Source organism: Nonomuraea sp. C10 (assembly GCF_008017515.1).
In the GTDB taxonomy this organism is placed as follows: Bacteria; Actinomycetota; Actinomycetes; order Streptosporangiales; family Streptosporangiaceae; genus Nonomuraea; species Nonomuraea ferruginea.
In genome coordinates, this window is the sequence record NZ_VPFF01000001.1 from 2,858,254 (window position 1) to 2,874,533 (window position 16,280).

Annotated in this window: 18 protein-coding genes; 11 read left to right on the forward strand and 7 right to left on the reverse strand. The window is 70.5% G+C overall.

Annotated features, from left to right (window positions below; all coding sequences use genetic code 11):
* The 3 genes from ruvX (at position 1) to FR742_RS13015 (ending at position 3,244) form a co-directional block, all read left to right on the forward strand.
* Positions 1-471, forward strand: coding sequence for a Holliday junction resolvase RuvX (gene ruvX, locus FR742_RS13005; protein WP_148031205.1), 471 nt, complete (start codon positions 1-3; stop codon positions 469-471).
* A 717-nt stretch (positions 472-1,188) separates the two neighbouring features.
* On the forward strand, positions 1,189-2,358 hold the full coding sequence (gene mltG / locus FR742_RS13010; RefSeq protein WP_148031206.1) for an endolytic transglycosylase MltG: 1,170 nt from the start codon (positions 1,189-1,191) through the stop codon (positions 2,356-2,358).
* Between the two features lie 31 nt (positions 2,359-2,389).
* A complete protein-coding gene (locus FR742_RS13015) occupies positions 2,390-3,244 on the forward strand; it encodes a shikimate dehydrogenase (protein ID WP_148031207.1) in 855 nt (284 codons plus the stop codon).
* Here the strand turns inward: FR742_RS13015 and FR742_RS13020 are convergent.
* The gene (locus tag FR742_RS13020) at positions 3,219-3,635 is read right to left on the reverse strand and encodes a type II toxin-antitoxin system VapC family toxin (protein WP_148031208.1); all 417 of its coding nucleotides are present in this window, start codon (positions 3,633-3,635) and stop codon (positions 3,219-3,221) included. The genes FR742_RS13015 and FR742_RS13020 overlap by 26 nt on opposite strands.
* Complete coding sequence (locus tag FR742_RS13025) at positions 3,632-3,889, reverse strand: type II toxin-antitoxin system Phd/YefM family antitoxin (RefSeq protein ID WP_148031209.1); 258 nt, start codon at positions 3,887-3,889, stop codon at positions 3,632-3,634. Before FR742_RS13025 ends, FR742_RS13020 begins: the two co-directional genes overlap by 4 nt.
* A 330-nt stretch (positions 3,890-4,219) precedes the next feature.
* Here FR742_RS13025 and infC point away from each other — a divergent pair, with 330 nt between their 5' ends.
* From infC to FR742_RS13060, 7 genes are all read left to right on the forward strand, one after another.
* Positions 4,220-4,807 carry a translation initiation factor IF-3 gene (gene infC, locus FR742_RS13030; protein ID WP_219543471.1) on the forward strand — a complete coding sequence of 196 codons (588 nt, stop codon included), beginning with the start codon at positions 4,220-4,222 and terminating at the stop codon, positions 4,805-4,807.
* Between the two features lie 122 nt (positions 4,808-4,929).
* A complete protein-coding gene (gene rpmI, locus FR742_RS13035; RefSeq protein ID WP_148031210.1) occupies positions 4,930-5,124 on the forward strand; it encodes a 50S ribosomal protein L35 in 195 nt (64 codons plus the stop codon).
* A gap of 23 nt (positions 5,125-5,147) precedes the next feature.
* Complete coding sequence (gene rplT / locus FR742_RS13040) at positions 5,148-5,531, forward strand: 50S ribosomal protein L20 (protein ID WP_148031211.1); 384 nt, start codon at positions 5,148-5,150, stop codon at positions 5,529-5,531.
* A gap of 70 nt (positions 5,532-5,601) precedes the next feature.
* Positions 5,602-6,405: an RNA methyltransferase gene (locus tag FR742_RS13045; RefSeq protein WP_148034514.1), complete on the forward strand. Its 804-nt coding sequence runs from the start codon at positions 5,602-5,604 to the stop codon at positions 6,403-6,405.
* A gap of 50 nt (positions 6,406-6,455) precedes the next feature.
* A complete protein-coding gene (locus FR742_RS13050) occupies positions 6,456-7,538 on the forward strand; it encodes an ATP-binding protein (protein WP_148031212.1) in 1,083 nt (360 codons plus the stop codon).
* A 120-nt stretch (positions 7,539-7,658) separates the two neighbouring features.
* Positions 7,659-8,699: a phenylalanine--tRNA ligase subunit alpha gene (gene pheS / locus FR742_RS13055; protein ID WP_246639256.1), complete on the forward strand. Its 1,041-nt coding sequence runs from the start codon at positions 7,659-7,661 to the stop codon at positions 8,697-8,699.
* A complete protein-coding gene (locus tag FR742_RS13060) occupies positions 8,699-11,254 on the forward strand; it encodes a phenylalanine--tRNA ligase subunit beta (RefSeq protein ID WP_148031214.1) in 2,556 nt (851 codons plus the stop codon). The genes pheS and FR742_RS13060 overlap by 1 nt, the downstream gene beginning before the upstream one ends.
* 41 nt (positions 11,255-11,295) lie before the next feature.
* Here FR742_RS13060 and FR742_RS13065 read toward each other — a convergent pair whose 3' ends face one another.
* Complete coding sequence (locus tag FR742_RS13065) at positions 11,296-11,904, reverse strand: Uma2 family endonuclease (protein ID WP_396989221.1); 609 nt, start codon at positions 11,902-11,904, stop codon at positions 11,296-11,298.
* A gap of 73 nt (positions 11,905-11,977) precedes the next feature.
* Here FR742_RS13065 and FR742_RS13070 point away from each other — a divergent pair, with 73 nt between their 5' ends.
* Positions 11,978-12,211 carry a hypothetical protein gene (locus tag FR742_RS13070; RefSeq protein WP_148031215.1) on the forward strand — a complete coding sequence of 78 codons (234 nt, stop codon included), beginning with the start codon at positions 11,978-11,980 and terminating at the stop codon, positions 12,209-12,211.
* An 85-nt stretch (positions 12,212-12,296) separates the two neighbouring features.
* Here the strand turns inward: FR742_RS13070 and FR742_RS13075 are convergent, their stop codons facing one another.
* The 4 genes from FR742_RS13075 to FR742_RS13090 all read right to left on the reverse strand — a co-directional run bounded on the left by FR742_RS13075 (position 12,297) and on the right by FR742_RS13090 (position 16,207).
* Positions 12,297-13,430, reverse strand: coding sequence for a hypothetical protein (locus tag FR742_RS13075; RefSeq protein WP_148031216.1), 1,134 nt, complete (start codon positions 13,428-13,430; stop codon positions 12,297-12,299).
* 165 nt (positions 13,431-13,595) lie between these two features.
* Positions 13,596-13,952 carry a nuclear transport factor 2 family protein gene (locus FR742_RS13080; RefSeq protein ID WP_148031217.1) on the reverse strand — a complete coding sequence of 119 codons (357 nt, stop codon included), beginning with the start codon at positions 13,950-13,952 and terminating at the stop codon, positions 13,596-13,598.
* 22 nt (positions 13,953-13,974) lie between these two features.
* The gene (locus FR742_RS13085) at positions 13,975-14,379 is read right to left on the reverse strand and encodes a hypothetical protein (protein ID WP_148031218.1); all 405 of its coding nucleotides are present in this window, start codon (positions 14,377-14,379) and stop codon (positions 13,975-13,977) included.
* 166 nt (positions 14,380-14,545) lie between these two features.
* Entirely contained in the window at positions 14,546-16,207 is a 1,662-nt protein-coding gene (locus tag FR742_RS13090; RefSeq protein WP_148031219.1) for a class I adenylate-forming enzyme family protein, read from the reverse strand.
* Positions 16,208-16,280: the final 73 nt, after the last annotated feature.

Here is a 16,280-nt window from a genome sequence, read left to right on the forward strand (position 1 = left end):
ATGAGGTTCGGCACACGGCTCGGCGTCGACGTCGGGTCGGTTCGCATCGGCGTGGCGCGCAGCGACCCATCGGGGATGCTCGCCACGCCGGTGGAGACCGTCAAACGCGGCAAGGGCGACCTCGACCGCATCGCCGCGATCGCCGCCGAGCACGAGGCGATCGAAGTGGTGGTGGGGCTGCCCACGTCGCTGTCGGGGCGCCAGGGCGCCGCCGCGGCGCTCGCCCGCGAGTTCGCGGGCCTGCTCGCGGCCCGGCTGGCTCCGACGCCGGTCCGGCTCTTCGACGAGCGGCTCACCACGGTCGCCGCGCAGCACGGGCTGCGCGCCAGTGGCGTGCGGGCCAAGAAGCAGCGCGGAGTCATCGACCAGGCGGCGGCGGTGGTGCTGCTGCAGGACGCCCTCGACTCCGAACGCGCCACCGACAGGCCGCCGGGCCACCCCGTCACCCCGCCCGGCGACCCCGCCTCATGACGGGCCGCCGGCCACCCCCGCACATCCCACCCACCCATCCGCGCGCCTTCGCGCTCCGGCCTGCCCGGACGGCTTCCCGCGTGCCGGTTCCGCGCGAGGTCCCCGCTGGTCGCGCGGGGGTACGGAAGAGGGCGCGCGCAGATGCTTCGTCCGATTCGCCCGGAAACACAGGCGGTTGTGAACGGGTTCGTGTGTGTGCCGTTTTCGGGGGAAGACTCGCATTTGTGAGCAGGACGCCCCTGCCGTTGAAGATCGCTAAAGTGGGCGGGCACGCTCATGCCGGAACGGACGTCTCGTACCGGCGTGTACCCGTCACTCTGGGTGAACCGTCCGCTCGCACGCCAGGCGGCGGACACACTGCCGAGGGTTCGGGCAGCAGGTTTGGTAGCCAACCTCAGGTGCATAGAATCACCCAATTCACCCGCAAAGAGAGCGAGTTCGTGAGATACCGGAAAGAGCCGAACGAGAGACTCGGGACGAACTCATGCTCACCGGGCCAGTAACCGCAGTTCGGGAGGACGTCGCACCATCCAGGCGACCCTTCCGAGCCGGGACACACGCGCTCTTTCCATCCTCTAGCATGGCTACCCACAGTGACCTCGGCCGGTCGTCAGGGCGTGACCGGCGCATCCCCCTCATCCGCTCGGTGACCCCCCGCCGCCAGGCGCTCCCAATCGGCGCCGGGCCAGCAGTACCGGGAGATTGGCCAGCTCACCTATGAACGATCTCGACGACATGGACTTCCTGCTCGGTTCGGATGACGACGACGGCCGCGGCAGGCGCCGGGGCCGGGGCCGGGGCCGCAACGGCCGGCGGGGCAGCAGGCGGCGGCGCCGCCGCAACCGGGGCGGCTTCCTCGCCCCGCTGCTCGCCTTCATCATCCTGGCCGGCATCATCGGCGGCGGCGGCTACTACGGCTACCGATGGGTCAGCGACGCGCTGGTGCCCGACGACTACACCGGCCAGGGCACGGGCGAGGTCGTCATCGAGATCAAGGACGGCCAGAGCGCCTCCGAGGTGGCGCAGGAGCTGCAGCGGCAGGGTGTCGTCGCCAGCGCCAGGGCCTTCACCAACGCCATCGACAGCGCGGGCAAGAGCTCCTCCCTGCAGCCCGGCACGTACAAGCTGCGCAAGCAGATGGCCGCGGCCGAGGCGGTCAAGCTGCTCGACCCGGGCAACCTGATCGTGGCCAAGGCGACGATCAAGGAAGGCCTGCGGCTGTCCGACACCTTCAAGCAGCTCGCCGAGAAGACCGGCAAGAAGCCGAAGGATTTCGAGAACGCGGCCAAGAGCGCCGAGGATCTCGGCCTGCCCTCGTACGCCAAGGGCAAGCTGGAGGGCTACGTCTTCCCCGCCACGTACGACTTCCAGCCGAAAGCCACCCCGGCCGAGATGCTCGCGCAGATGATCGAGCGGTTCAACCAGACGGCCGAGAAGTTCGAGCTGGAGTCCAGCGCCAAGAAGATGGGCTACACGCCGCACGAGATGATCACCATCGCCAGCATCATCCAGGCGGAGGCGGGCCGTCACGAGGACATGCCGAAGATCGCGCGGGTCATCTACAACCGGATGAACCACGAGCCGGAGATGACGCTGTCGATGGACAGCACGGTCATGTACGCCTGGCGCCGCTACCGCACCAGGGCGACGCACGCCGAGCTGGAGATCAAGTCTCCGTACAACACGTACAAGAACCTCGGCCTGCCGCCCGGCCCGATCGCCAACCCCGGTGACCACGCCATCGAGGCGGCGCTCAACCCCGCCAAGGGGCCCTGGCTGTTCTTCGCCGCCACCGACCCGAAGAGCAACGTCACCAAGTTCGCCACCACCGACGCGGAGTTCCAGGCGCTCCTCGCCGAGCTGGAGCGGAACTCGTCCGGCGGCTGACCCGTATGATGGCGGACCGAAAGGGGGGTGCATGCGAGCTGCCGTGATGGGCTCGCCGATCGCCCACTCGCTCTCGCCGCACCTGCACCGGGCCGCCTACCGTGAGATGGGGCTGTCCGGCTGGAGCTACGACGCGTTCGAGTGCGACGAGGCGGCGCTGCCTGGCCTGCTGCGCGAGCTGCGCCCGGTGCGCGGCGAAGGGCCGGAGGAGCCGGGCACGTGGGCCGGGCTGTCGCTGACCATGCCGCTCAAGCGCGCCGTGCTGCCGCTGCTCGACACCGTGTCCGAGGTGGCGCTGGAGGTCGGCGGGGCCAACACCGTGGTGTTCGCCGGCGGCGCCGCCCATGGCCACAACACCGACGTCCACGGCATCGAGCAGGCCCTGACCGAGGCGGGGGTGCCCGCGCCGCGCTCGGCGACCGTGCTGGGCGGCGGCGCCACCGCCTGCTCGACCCTGGCCGCGCTGCGCGACCTGGGTCTGCACGAGGCCACGCTGGTGGTCCGCGATCCGGCGCGGGCCGGCGAGACGGCGGGCGCGGCCGAGCGGCTCGGGATGGCGCTGGCCGTGCAGACGTTCGACAAGCTCGACACGGTCCTCGGGGTCGACCTGGTGGTCTCCACCCTGCCGGGCGGCGCCGCCGACGCGCACGCCGACCGGCTGGCCGGGGTGCCCGCGCTGTTCGACGTGGTCTACTCTCCCTGGCCGACCCGGGCGGCGGCGGCCGTCGAGGCGGCGGGCGGCATCGTGATCGGCGGTTTCCCGATGCTGCTCCACCAGGCGGTGCGCCAGGTGGAGCTGATGACGGGCCGCGCCGACGTCCCGGTGGCGGCGATGCGAGCGGCCGGCGAGGCCGAGATCCTCAGACGGGCCACTCGAACGGGTTGACCATCTTCACGGCCAGGCCGTCGAAGTCCTTGACGTTGCGAGTGACCAGCGTGAGACCACGGGCGCGGGCCGTGGCGGCGATGAGGCCGTCGACGACGGGGAGCGGTCGCTTGGAGTGCAGCCGTCCCCACTCTTCGGCCACGTCGGCCGTGATCGGTATGATCCGCGTGCTGAATTCGCGCTGGAGCCTGTCGAGCCAGGCCTCGTAGACCCCGGACTGCGCCGGGTCGCGGCGGCGCAGCTGCTCGACGCCTTTGCGGATCTCACCCAGCACAAGGACGCTCAGGTGCAGGATGGGGCCGTTGGTGCTGTCCAGCCAGGCCTGCACATGCGGGTCCCGCGAGCGCTTGGTCATCTCTGACACGACGTTCGTGTCGAGGAGGTGGCTCACCAGCCGTCACCGAAGTCGACTTCCCGAGGCAGGTCCCGGGAGCGGGTCAGCTCCAAATCGGACAGGTCTGGTCCGTTGAGCAGGAATTCCTTGAAGTCCGGCTGCTCGCCCTTGAACCGGCGGTACTCTTCCATGTCGATGATCACCGCCACGTCCAACCCGTGACGGGTGACGATCTGCGGTCCCTCGTCGTGCGCCTTCCTGACGACCTCGCTGAAACGCTGCTTGGCCTCCTGAAGCTGCCAAACGCCCATGAAGCCCCTCCTTCTGTCCAGACTGGACAGAAGTTTATCAGGGCGGCCGCCGCCCACGGGGAAGATTCGAGGTCGCGCCGGTGTTGTGGTAGCGTAGCTCTCTGATCGGTCCGGCATGCCATTGCTGGACGCGCAAGCGGAGGTCTCCCTCCCACCCGAGCGACCGAAAGGTGGCCGGGTCAAGGATCACGCCGGACTACTCCGGGGAGCTTGAAGGCCACGATGCCGAAGAGCTCAGTGGCCCCGCATGCGCGACGTGCGGGGCTTTTCGCGTTTCGCGGGAGCTCCCGGCACGACGAGCACGTAGGGATCGCAAACCTAGGAGGCCCCATCAGCACTGAGCCCCGCATCAACGAGCGTATCCGAGTTCCCGAGGTGCGCCTCGTGGGCCCGAACGGCGAGCAGGTGGGCATCGTGTCCATCCACGACGCACTCAAGCTCGCCCAGGAAGCCGACCTTGACCTCGTCGAGGTCGCGGCGACGGCTCGACCGCCCGTGTGCAAGCTCATGGACTACGGAAAGTTCAAGTACGAGTCCGCGATGAAGGCGCGCGAGGCGCGCAAGAATCAGGCGCACACGATCATCAAGGAGATCAAGCTCCGGCCGAAGATCGACCCGCACGACTACGAGACCAAGAAGGGTCACGTCGTCCGGTTCCTCAAGGCGGGAGACAAGGTCAAAGTCACGATCATGTTCAGGGGCCGCGAGCAGTCCCGGCCCGAGCTGGGATTCAGGCTTCTGCAGCGGCTCGCGCAGGACGTCCAGGAGCTCGGCTTCGTGGAGTCCCAGCCCAAGCAGGACGGCCGCAACATGATCATGGTGATCGGTCCGCACAAGAAGAAGGCCGAGGCCAAGGCCGAGAAGGCCGCCGCGAAGGCCCAGCATGGCAGCGAGGAGCCCTCCAAGCAGGAGGCGTGACCCGCGGCTCGGGTTAGCCTTACTGGCGCACCCCCGAGCAGCCAGACGAAGACGCCGAAGACCGGGCCGGCTCCGCCGCCGGCCCGGCCACCGGCACGACCGAATTGAGGAGAGACGGCGAGATGCCGAAGATGAAGACGCACAGCGGTGCGAAGAAGCGGTTCCGGCTTACCGGCACCGGCAAGGTGAAGCGCCGCCGCGCCAACCGCGCTCACTACAACGAGTGGAAGTCGTCTAAGCTGACGCGCCGTCTCAAGAACGAGGTCGTCCTTTCCGAGGCCGACACCAAGAAGATCAAGAAGCTGCTCGGCAAGTAGCGCGAACCCCCGGGGAGAATAAAATGGCACGCGTGAAGCGGGCGCTCAACGCCAAGAAGAAGCGCAAGGTCGTTCTCGAGCGGGCAACCGGTTACCGTGGCCAGCGGTCGCGGCTCTACCGCAAGGCCAAGGAGCAGATGCTCCACTCGATGACGTACGCCTATCGGGACCGCAAGGACCGCAAGGGCGCCTTCCGCCGTCTGTGGATCCAGCGGATCAACGCCGCGGCTCGTCAGAACGGCATCACCTACAACCGCCTCATCCAGGGCCTGCGCCTGGCCAACATCGAGGTGGACCGCAAGATCCTCGCCGATCTCGCGGTGAACGACAGCCAGACCTTCGCCACGCTCGTCGAGGCCGCCAAGAAGGCGCTGCCCGCGAACGTGAACGCGCCGGCCGCGGGCTGACCCGAATTCTGCGGGAAGGGCTCACCCGAGTGGTGGGCCCTTTTCCATGCACGCACCCAACAGGAGTGAGATGGCCGGAGCCGAGCTGACCAACGTCCGGTCGCCGCGGGTCAAGGCGGCTCGCAGGCTCACCAAACGCGCCTTCCGGGACCAGGACCGCAAGTTCCTGGCCGAGGGCCCGCAGGCGGTGCGCGAGGCGCTCAAGCTGGACGGGATCACGCTGGAGCTGTTCACCACCGCCGAGGCCGAGGCGCGCCATCCCGAGCTGGTCGGCACGGCCGCCGAGCAGGGCGTCCCGGTCCACCGGGCCAGCGGCGAAGTCATGGCCGAGCTGTCGCAGACCGTCACCCCGCAGGGCCTGGTCGCCGTGTGCCGGCCGGTGCACGTGCCGCTCGACGACGCCCTGCCCGAGGCCGCCCGCCTGGTGGCGGTGCTCGCGCACGTGCGCGACCCGGGCAACGCCGGCACGGTCATGCGCGCCGCCGACGCCGCGGGCGCGGACGCGGTGCTCTTCACCGATGCCAGCGTGGATCCGTACAACGGCAAGTGCGTGCGCGCCAGCGCGGGTAGCCTGTTCCACGTGCCCGTGGCCGTCGGCGCCCCGGTCGCGCAGGCCGTGCGCCGGCTGAAGGAGCGTGGGCTGCGCGTGCTCGCGGCGGACGGCGCGGGCCGCCACACGCTCGACGACGTCGACCTGTCGGGGCCCACCGCGTGGATCTTCGGCAACGAGGCGTGGGGTCTGCCCGAAGAGGTGCTCGGGCTGGCCGACGATGTGGTGCGCGTGCCCATCTACGGACAGGCCGAGAGCCTCAATCTGGCCACCGCCGCGGCGGTGTGCCTTTACTCCTCCGCCAGGGCTCAGCGAGTGCCCTAGGCGGCGGGAAACCCGCTATTGTCGGCCTTGGAGGCGGAGGAGGCGAGGTCGTGCACGGCGCAGACACCGATGGGCGGCTGGTCGCCGCCGCGTGCACGATAGCGATCGACGATCTCCCTGACGGGCTCGTCGTCGCCGACCGGTTCGGCCGCGTGCTGGCGGTCAACCGCGCCGCCGCCCGGCTCACCGGCGTCACGCCCGAACGCGCCGTCGGCCGCGACATGAACGAGGTGTTCCCGTTCCGCGACAACGACGGCCGCGACTGGTGGAAGGCGCTCGACCCCGAGGGCGGCCTGCGCACCCGCAGCCGCGTCCCGGAGAAGCCCCTCCACCTGCCCGGCCGCCAGGAGCTGTACGTGACCGCGCGGTTCGTCCGTGAGCCGGAGCGGTGCGGCGACGTCGAGCGGGTGGCGATCACGCTGCGCGACGGCGGCGCCCGGGCCCGGCTGGAGCGCAGCCGCGCCGACCTGGTCTCCACGGTCGCCCACGAGCTGCGCTCGCCGCTGACCAGCGTCAAGGGGTTCACCGCGACGCTGCTCGCCAAGTGGGGCCGCTTCACCGAAGAGCAGAAGCTCGTCATGCTCGAGACCGTCAACAACGACGCCGACCGCGTCACCCGGCTCATCACCGAGCTGCTCGACGTCTCCCGCATCGAGTCCGGCCGGCTGGAGCTGCGCCGCCAGGTCGTCGACATCCCCGCCAGGGCCCGACGGGTCGTCGCCGGGCGGGTCGCGGCGGGCGAGCAGGAGGACCGCTTCCGCCTCATCACGGGTGACGATCTTCCCGAAATGTGGCTTGACCAGGACAAGGTTGACCAGATCCTGGCTAACCTGGTGGAAAACGCGGTGCGTCACGGTCGAGGCACCGTGACCATCGAGATCGAGTCCGTCGGGTGGGGAGTGGCCGTGTCGGTGCGCGATCAGGGCGAGGGCGTCAGGCCCGAGGTGGCCCCGCGCGTATTCAGGCAGTTCTGGCGCGGCAACAGCCGCAAGCGTGGCGGCACCGGCCTCGGCCTGTTCATCGTCAAGGGGCTGGTGGAGGCCCACGGCGGCACCATCACCGTGCAGCAGGCGCCCGAGGGCGGGGCGGAGTTCCGATTTACCGTGCCCACCGGCACGCCCGACTTCGCGTGACACCGGGACCGGTGGGCCACCACTAGACTTTTCCCGCTCAAGCCCTGGATACGGAGCTCACTCTTGTCTGACTACGACCCGGTCGAGGTCACCCCGCTGCACGCCGACGAGGTGTCCCGGATGGAGGCCGACGCCATCGCGGCGATCAAGGCGGCCGGCAGCCTCGACGCACTCAAGCAGGCCAGGCTGGCGCACTCCGGCGACCGCTCGCCCCTCGCCCTGGCCAACCGCGAGATCGGCGCCCTGCCGCCCGCCGCCCGCGCCGAGGCGGGCAAGCGGGTCGGCACCGCCCGCAGAGCCGTCGCCGAGGCGCTGGCCGCCCGGCAGGCCGAGCTGGAGGCCGAGCGCGACGCCCGGGTGCTCGTCGAGGAGACCGTCGACGTCACCCTGCCGTGGGACCGCCGCCCGCGCGGCGCCCGCCACCCGCTGACCACGCTGCAGGAGCGCATCGCCGACACGTTCGTCGCGATGGGCTATGAGGTGGCCGAAGGCCCCGAGCTCGAAGGCGAGTGGTTCAACTTCGAGGCGCTCAACATCGCCAAGGACCACCCGGCCCGCTCCGAGCACGACACGTTCTTCGTCGGCTCCACCGACTCGGGCATGGTGCTGCGCACGCAGACCTCGCCGCTGCAGATCCGCGCCCTGCTGGAGCGCGGCGCGCCGTGTTACGCGATCGCGCCCGGCAAGACATTCCGCACCGACGAGCTCGACGCCACCCACACCCCGGTCTTCCACCAGACCGAGGGCCTGGCCGTCGACAAGGGCCTCACCATGGCCCACCTCAAGGGCACGCTCGACCGGTTCGCCGAGGTCATGTTCGGTGAGGGCATCACCACCAGGTTCCGGCCCAACTACTTCCCCTTCACCGAGCCGTCCGCCGAGATGGACCTCAAGTGCTTCGTCTGCCGCGGCGCCTCGGCGGTGCCCGGCAACCCGCCCTGCCGCACCTGCAAGAACGAGGGCTGGATCGAGTGGGGCGGCTGCGGCATGGTCAACCCGCGGGTGCTGGTCGCCTGCGGCATCGACCCGTCGGTCTACTCCGGGTTCGCCTTCGGGATGGGCATCGAGCGGACGCTGATGTTCCGCCACAACGCCGAGGACATGCGCGACATGATCGAGGGAGACGTGCGCTTCACGCTCCCGTTCGGAATGGAGATCTGATGAGGGTCCCGCTTTCCTGGCTGCGGGAGTATGTCGATCTCCCGGCGGTCACCGCCCAAGAGGTGGCTGACAAGCTCACGGCCGCCGGGCTCAAGCTGGAGTCCATCGCCTCCCACGGCCACGACGTCAAGAACGTCGTCGTCGGCGAGGTGCTGGAGATCGAGGAGCTGACCGGCTTCAAGAAGCCGATCCGCCACTGCCGGGTCGAGGTCGGCGAGCCGACGCCGCGCGAGATCGTCTGCGGCGCCACCAACTTCGCCGTCGGCGACCGCGTCCCCGTGGTGCTGCCCGGCGGCGTGCTGCCCGGAGGGTTCGAGGTCGGCGCCCGCAAGACCTACGGCCGCCTGTCCGAGGGCATGATCTGCTCGGAGCGCGAGCTGGGCCTGGGCGAGGACCACGCGGGCATCATGGTGCTGCCCGCCGGCACCCCCGTCGGCGCCGACGTGGTGGAGCTGCTCGGCCTGCGCGACGACGTGATCGAGCTGGAGATCACCCCCGACATCGGCTACGCGCTGTCGATCCGGGGCGTGGCCCGCGAGGTCGCGATCGCGTTCGGGGCGGCGTTCCGCGACCCCGCCGACGTGCGGCCGCCCGAGCACACCAGCCGGGCCTGGCCGGCCTACATCGACGACCCGACCGCGTGCGACCGGTTCGTGCTGCGCCAGGTCACCGGCTTCGACCCGGAGGCCAAGAGCCCGCTGTGGATGCGCACCCGGCTCATCCGGGCCGGCATGCGGCCGGTGTCGCTGGCCGTCGACATCACCAACTACCTCATGCTGGAGCTCGGCCAGCCGCTGCACGCCTTCGACACCGACAAGCTCACCGGCGAGATCGTGGTGCGGCGCGCGCTGCCGGGCGAACGGCTGGAGACGCTCGACCACGTCGTGCGCGACCTCGACCCCGACGACATCCTCATCACCGACCAGTCGGGGCCGATCTCCATGGCCGGCACCATGGGCGGCCTGGAGACCGAGATCTCCGACGGCTCCACCGAGATCGTCATCGAGGCCGCCCACTTCTCGGCTACCGGCATCTCCCGCGAGTCCCGCCGCCACAACCTCGTCTCCGAGGCGTCCAAGCGGTTCGAGCGCGGCGTCGACCGTGAGCTGCCGCTCGTCGCCTCCTGGCGGGCCGTGAGCATGCTGGCCGAGCTGGGCGGCGCCACCATCGTGCCCGGGGTCACGCACGCCGAGGTCGAGGTCAGGCCCGCCCGCGTGTCGATCCCCGCCGCCCACCCCGGCGACATCGCCGGCATGCCGTACGCGAAAGAGACCGTCGTGCGCAGGCTGGAGCAGATCGGCTGCGTCGTGGTCGACGGCGACGACCCGGCCGTGCGCGAGGGCGGCGTCGACCCGACCGGCGTGGTCACCGGCGGCGAGCTGGCGGCCAGGCTGGCCGTCAAGGGCGACGACATGATCACGGTGACCCCGCCGTCGTGGCGGCCCGACCTCACCGACCCCAGCGACCTCGCCGAAGAGGTCATCCGGCTGGAAGGGTACGAGCGGCTGCCGTCCGTGCTGCCCAGCGCCCCCGCGGGGGCAGGGCTCACGGAGGGCCAGCGGCTGCGCAGGAGGGTCGGCCGGGCGCTGGCCGAAGCGGGCTACGCCGAGGTGCTGGCCTACCCGTTCATCAGCGCCGACGACTTCGACCGGCTGCAGCTGCCCGCCGACGACGCCCGCCGCCGCGCGATGCGGCTGGCCAACCCGCTGGGCGAGGACGAGCCGCTGATGCGCACCACGCTGCTGCCCGGGCTGCTCAAGACCCTGGTACGCAACGTCGGGCGCGGCTTCGCCGACGTGGCCCTGTTCGAGGCCGGCGCCGTCTACCGGCCGCGCGAGGGGGCGCCCGAGGCGGCCCCCGTGCTCGGCGTCGAGCGGCGGCCCACCGAGGAGGAGCTGGCCTCGATCGAGGCGGCGCTGCCCGACCAGCCGTGGCGGGTCGCGGTGGTGCTCGCCGGCGAGTTCGAGCGCTCCGGCTGGTGGGGCGCGGGCCGGCAGGCGTCGTGGGCCGACGCGGTGCAGGCCGGACGGATCGTCGCGGCCGAGGCCGGGCTGGAGCTGTCGGTCGTGGCCGACCAGCACGAGCCGTGGCACCCGGGCCGGTGCGCCGCCCTCTACCTCGGCGACCTGCTCGTCGGCCACGCGGGCGAGCTCCACCCGCGGGTCATCGAGGCCTACGGGCTGCCGCCGCGCACGGCCGCGCTGGAGCTGGAGCTGACCCGCCTGGAGACGGCCATGCCCGGCCCGGCCCAGGCTCCGGCCATCTCCGCCTACCCGGTCGCCACCCAGGACGTCGCGCTGATCGTGCCCGACTTCACCCCGGTGGCCGACGTCGAGGCGGCGCTCCGCGACGGCGCGGGTGAGCTGCTGGAGTCGGTGCGGCTGTTCGACGTCTACGCCGGTGCCCAGGTGGGCGAGGGCAACAAGTCGCTCGCGTACGCGATGCGTTTCCGCGCCCCCGACCGCACGCTGACGGCCGAGGAGATCTCCGCCGCCCGCGACGCCGCCGTGGCGCTCGCCGCCGACCGCGTCGGCGCCCAGCTGCGCTCTGCCTGACGCGTCAAGGGCCGGTACGGGTTCGTACCGGCCCTTTTCGGTCAGATCGAGTCGATCTCGGCGAGGTCGATGTCCATGTCGAACGGGACGGTCACCTTGGCGCGGTCGTGATGGATACCCGTGGGCACGTAGGCGCGGGTGGCAGGGTCGAGTTCGTAGACGTAGACGACAGGCCTGCCGGAGTCGTTCTCGACCCGCCAGAAGTGGGGGATGCCCGCCTCCGCGTAGAGCAGGGGCTTGCGCTTGCGGTCGCGCTCCTCGGACTCGGGGGACACCACTTCGACGGCGAGGGCGACGTCGCCGGCCGGGTAGTAGGTGGCTGAGGAACGGACGTCGGCGCCGGGCTTGAGAACGATCAGATCCGGCTCCGGGCGCTGTCTGGGACCGAGTTTGACGCTCATCTCGCGGCGCACGCGGTGGCCCTTCGGAGCAGCACGGCGCAGACCGGCCTCCAACAGGTAGATCGTCGAGGTGTGGAAGTCTAGCTGCGGGCTCACGAAGACCAAGCTTCCGTCAATCAACTCCGTGTGCGCAGGCAAATGCGGAAGGTGATCGAGGTCATCCGCCGTGAACCCCTCAGGGGGAGGGAAGATCCAGTCGGGCAGCGAGGACTCTGGCGCCATGGGAATGCTCACCGCTTCGGCCGTCATGGTCTTACGTTAGCAACGTACCCCGCTCACTGTTCGTGAACGCGCGCTCTCGCCTGCTGCCAGAATGCCGTTCATGAGGCAGTTGCTGATCTTTTCTGAGCGGGACGACGCCGAGGAGGTCGCGGCGACGCTCGGCGAGTGGTTCCCCGGCCTGGGTGTGCCGCGGGTGGTGCGGGAGACGCTGGCGGGGGAGGACGACGCGGAGGACGCGCAGTGGCTCGTCGTCGTGGAGGGGCTCGCCGGGGAGAGCCTGGCCAAGGTGGACGAGCTGACCGAGCGGTTCGAGGGGTGGCGCGAGGAGGGCTGATGTGGCGCGGGCTCCGCCGCTGCGGTGGCGGGGCCCGCGCCGGGGGCTCCCCGGCTTCGCCGGTCGGGAGCCCTGTCCCGGATGGCTAGGGGAGGCGCTCGAACGGGGTCGGAGTGCTGCCGGTCCAGCGGTGGAGCCGGGAGTGGGCCGTCTGCTTGGTGACGCCGTCCTCGGTCACGGTGCCGGCGTCCACCAGGTAGAAGCGGCCGTCGTCCAGCGAGGCCAGGCCGTACTCACCGGAGGACTCCCAGCCGCGGACGCCCGACGCCTCGTGGTGCAGGCCCTCGGGCGCGAGCGTGAGCAGGTCGCCCTGCTCCGGCTGGGGCTGTCCCTCGATCGGTCCGCGCACCGGGCGGGTGGCGCCGTCGACGGTGAACATCGAGTAGTTGGGGAACTGCGGCTTGGCGCCCTTGTAGACGGCCATCAGCCACTTGCCGGTGTGGCCGTCGTACTCCAGGTTCTGGACTCCGTACCGGGTGTTGCCGGTGCGGGCGAAGTACTTCCCGTCGACCTTGGCCGGGCCGGAGGTGTGCGGGGCGCTCTGGGTGAGCGGGCGCTCGTACTTGCGCCACTTGGTGATGTCGTACTGGAGCAGCACCTGGTGGTCGTTGTCCTGGCGAGCGGTGTTGGAGTAGACGCCGTAGGCCACGGTCAGCTTCTGCTTGCCGTGCCGCTTGCCGAACTCGGGGCCGAACGCGACGCCGTCGATGCCGCTGCAGCCGTAGCGGTGGTCGGGGGTGTTGGCCACGTTGCCGTCGAAGACGCCGTCGCCGTTCATGTCGGCGCTGTAGTCGTCGACCACCTCCTTGAGGTAGACGGCGGTCACCACGTCGGAGGTCTCGGCGTCCATGCCGAGGCTGCTGATGCGGTCGACGTCGAAGATGGCGATGTAGAACGCCTGCGCGTCCTTGTATTCCAGCGACCCGTACACCCGGCGGTCCTGACGGTTGAAGTCGAGGTCGCCGAGGTGGCCGGTGAAGCCGGTGACGGAGCCGACGGGCTTGCCGGACAGGTCGGTCTTGACGAGCAGGTTGGTGAAGGAGAAGTACATGAAGCCCTTCTTCTCGTCCACCGCGATCCCCTGCACGTGACCCGCCTGCCAGGCGCCGCCGTACACCTCCGCGGGGAACTCGGGGCGCGGCGCCGCGTGGGCGGCGGAGGCGCTGGTGACGAGGGCCGAAGCCAGGACTGCCGTGAGTAGTGCGTTTGCCACCCGCATGTGTACGTTACGTACCCTTCTTTGATCCTTCTTGAGCGCAAATCACGCTAAAGCTGCAAGTTAGATCTTTACTGACTTCCACCTGACAAGTCCATGACCATCCGTGGAAACATCGGAGCGGCAAGCGGAAGCCCCCGCCGGGGCGGGGGCCATGGGAGAGGAGGGTCAGACGGCCGGCACCTTGTCCAGGAAGCCGAGCACCTTGCTGATGCGCCCGTCCTCGGCCAGCTCCACCACGTCGAAGCCGGTCGCCACCGGCTCCCCGCCCTCCGGGCCGAGGTGCCAGGTGAAGCGGGCGACGCCGTGGTGGGCGTCGTACAGCTCGCCGGGGGTGAAGACCAGACCGGGGAACATCCCCTGGGCGCCCTCGATGACGGCGGCGATGCCGGCGTGCCCGGCCACGTCCGCCAGCGGGTCGGTGTACGTCGCGTCCTCGGTCCAGACGCCGGCCACGGCCTTGGCGCGGGCGGCGGGGTCGGTCTCGTTCCAGGCGGCCACGTAACGCTCGACGAGGTTCGTCATGATTTGTCAGCCTTTCAGATGGTTAGCGAAGCTTGCGGAGACCGGCGATCTGCAGCACGGCGAACCCGGCGACCACGAGGGCCTGGAGGATCGCCCACACCGCGCCGATCGTGGTGAACGCGAGGAGACCGGTGACGACGGCGGCGACGCTTGCCAGTGCCCAGACGACGTTCAGGCCGATCACGACCTGGGTGCCCGCCTCGCTGACCTGGCGGCGGCCCGCGAGGAGACCGACGGCCACCCCGTACGCGAGCAGGAAGATCCCGATCCCGCGCAGCAGGCCCGCGTCCGGCCCGAGCAGGTCGCTCAGAAGGCCGGCGGCGGCGAGGTAGGCCAGGCCGTTGACCCCTGTGACGACGGCGTCCGCGGCGAGCACGAGCCGCAGGAAGCTCGCGCGGCCGGTAGTGGCGCTGGTGGGGGTGCTCATCTCGCGTCTCCTTAGGTGTTCGTTCCGACACCCGCAACGGTGCCAGCGAGCACATAGGCCACGCGATTACGTGGAAGGTAATGCGATCTGGTGCAGACATGCTGACCTGGTGATATGTCATGAAAAAAGCGGCCCGCCGGTCGAGGGCGGGCCGCTTCGCGCGTCGTCAGGCGCCGAGCACCTCCCGGCGCAGGTGGGTCTTGAGGATCTTGCCGCCGGGGTTGCGCGGCAGCTCGCCCTCCCGGAACCAGAAGTGGCGCGGCACCTTGAACGCGGCGATCCGCCCGTCGAGGAACGCCCGCAGCTCCTCGCCGGTGGCCGGGACGCCGGCGGCGAGGCGGATCACCGCGCCCACCTCCTCGCCCAGCTCGTCGTGCGGCACGCCGATCACCGCGACGTCGTCCACGGCCGGGTGCTCGAACAGCGCGGCCTCCACCTCGGCGCAGTAGACGTTCTCGCCGCCCCTGATCACCATGTCCTTGGCCCGGTCGACGATGTAGACGAACCCGTCCTCGTCGATCTTGGCCAGGTCGCCGGTGTGCAGCCAGCCGCCGACGAACGTCTCGGCGGTGGCCTCCGGCTTGTTCCAGTAGCCCAGGATCACGTTGGGGCCGCGCACGCAGAGCTCGCCGACCTCGCCGGGCGGCAGCTCGTTGTTCATCGGGTCGACCACGCGCACGTCGACCACGGGGGAGGGCCTGCCGATGCTGTCGGGGTGCGCCTGGTAGTCGGCGCCCCCGTTGCCGATGGCCAGCGCGGTCGTCTCGGTCATGCCGTAGCCGTTGGACGCGGCGCGGGCGGGGAGGTTCTCGGTGATGCGCTCCAGCAGCCTGGGCGGGGCGGGCGCGCCGCCGTAGCCGAGCGTGTTGAGCGACGACAGGTCGTGCTTGGCGAAGTCGGGGTGGGACATCAGCTGCCAGGCGTTGGTCGGCACGCCGATCATGGCGCTGACCTTTTCCCGCTCGATCAGCTTCAGCGCCTGGCCCGGGTCCCACTTGTACATGAGCACCAGGCCGCCGCCGCTGAACAGGGTCGTGGTCAGCGCCGAGAAGCAGCCGGTGACGTGGAACAGCGGCACCGTCAGGAGCGTCACCCGGCGCACGGCCGTGGCCTCGCCGGGGTCCTTGCCGGCCAGCGCGCTGGCGCGGTAGAGCCCGTAGGCGACGGTCATCGGCGACTGGCCCAGGTTGCGATGGCTGCCGAGCGCGCCCTTGGGCCGCCCGGTGGTGCCGGAGGTGTAGAAGATGGTGGCCGGGTCGTCGGGGGAGAGCTCCACCTCGGGCAGCGTCACGTCGGCCCTGACCTCGCCGAGCACCTCGTCGAACGTCCGCGCCCCCTCGGGCGCCGCGCCCCTGGCGACGATCAGCGGCACGCCGGTGCCGGCCAGCCTGGGGGCCCGCTCGTCGTCGGCGATGATCACCTTCGCGCCGGAGTCGCTCACCCCGTACGCCAGCTCGGGCTCGGTCCACCAGGCGTTCAGCGGCACCGCGACGGCGCCCGCAGCGAGCGCCGCGGAGAAGGCGATCGACCATTCGGGGTAGTTGCGCATGGCGACCGCCACCCGGTCGCCCTTGCGCACCCCGTAGTCGTCGGCGAGGCGGGTGGCGAGGGTGGCGGCGCGCCGGTAGTGGTCCTCGAAGGTGATGTGCTCGTCCTCGTAGACGAGGAAGACCTTGTCGCCGTGCCACCGGCTGTTCTCCAGCAGCACGCGGAAGTGGGCGGGTGCGTGCTTCCACGTCCGAATGCCGGTGCCGCCGATCTCCTCCATCTCGAAGAGCTGTCCGGGTCCGGTGAGCTGGGCTTCCACCTGGGCGTGCGAAAGGGTCATTACGCAGTACTCCCGCTGGACGGCTGTCGGATACATCACAGTACCGACCGGTAGGTACGTAGCGCTAGACCGT

Bases quoted from the DNA above. Each gene is read 5' to 3' on its own strand.
- pheS (WP_246639256.1), top strand. From the start codon at position 7,659: ATGGAGGCCGACGCCATCGCGGCGATCAAGGCGGCCGGCAGCCTCGAC.
- FR742_RS13080 (WP_148031217.1), bottom strand. From the start codon at position 13,952: ATGACGAACCTCGTCGAGCGTTACGTGGCCGCCTGGAACGAGACCGAC.
- FR742_RS13045 (WP_148034514.1), top strand. From the start codon at position 5,602: ATGGCCGGAGCCGAGCTGACCAACGTCCGGTCGCCGCGGGTCAAGGCG.
- FR742_RS13075 (WP_148031216.1), bottom strand. From the start codon at position 13,430: ATGCGGGTGGCAAACGCACTACTCACGGCAGTCCTGGCTTCGGCCCTC.
- ruvX (WP_148031205.1), top strand. From the start codon at position 1: ATGAGGTTCGGCACACGGCTCGGCGTCGACGTCGGGTCGGTTCGCATC.
- FR742_RS13025 (WP_148031209.1), bottom strand. From the start codon at position 3,889: ATGGGCGTTTGGCAGCTTCAGGAGGCCAAGCAGCGTTTCAGCGAGGTC.
- FR742_RS13015 (WP_148031207.1), top strand. From the start codon at position 2,390: ATGCGAGCTGCCGTGATGGGCTCGCCGATCGCCCACTCGCTCTCGCCG.
- mltG (WP_148031206.1), top strand. From the start codon at position 1,189: ATGAACGATCTCGACGACATGGACTTCCTGCTCGGTTCGGATGACGAC.
- FR742_RS13065 (WP_396989221.1), bottom strand. From the start codon at position 11,904: ATGACGGCCGAAGCGGTGAGCATTCCCATGGCGCCAGAGTCCTCGCTG.
- rpmI (WP_148031210.1), top strand. From the start codon at position 4,930: ATGCCGAAGATGAAGACGCACAGCGGTGCGAAGAAGCGGTTCCGGCTT.
- FR742_RS13090 (WP_148031219.1), bottom strand. From the start codon at position 16,207: ATGACCCTTTCGCACGCCCAGGTGGAAGCCCAGCTCACCGGACCCGGA.
- FR742_RS13085 (WP_148031218.1), bottom strand. From the start codon at position 14,379: ATGAGCACCCCCACCAGCGCCACTACCGGCCGCGCGAGCTTCCTGCGG.
- FR742_RS13060 (WP_148031214.1), top strand. From the start codon at position 8,699: ATGAGGGTCCCGCTTTCCTGGCTGCGGGAGTATGTCGATCTCCCGGCG.
- rplT (WP_148031211.1), top strand. From the start codon at position 5,148: ATGGCACGCGTGAAGCGGGCGCTCAACGCCAAGAAGAAGCGCAAGGTC.
- FR742_RS13070 (WP_148031215.1), top strand. From the start codon at position 11,978: ATGAGGCAGTTGCTGATCTTTTCTGAGCGGGACGACGCCGAGGAGGTC.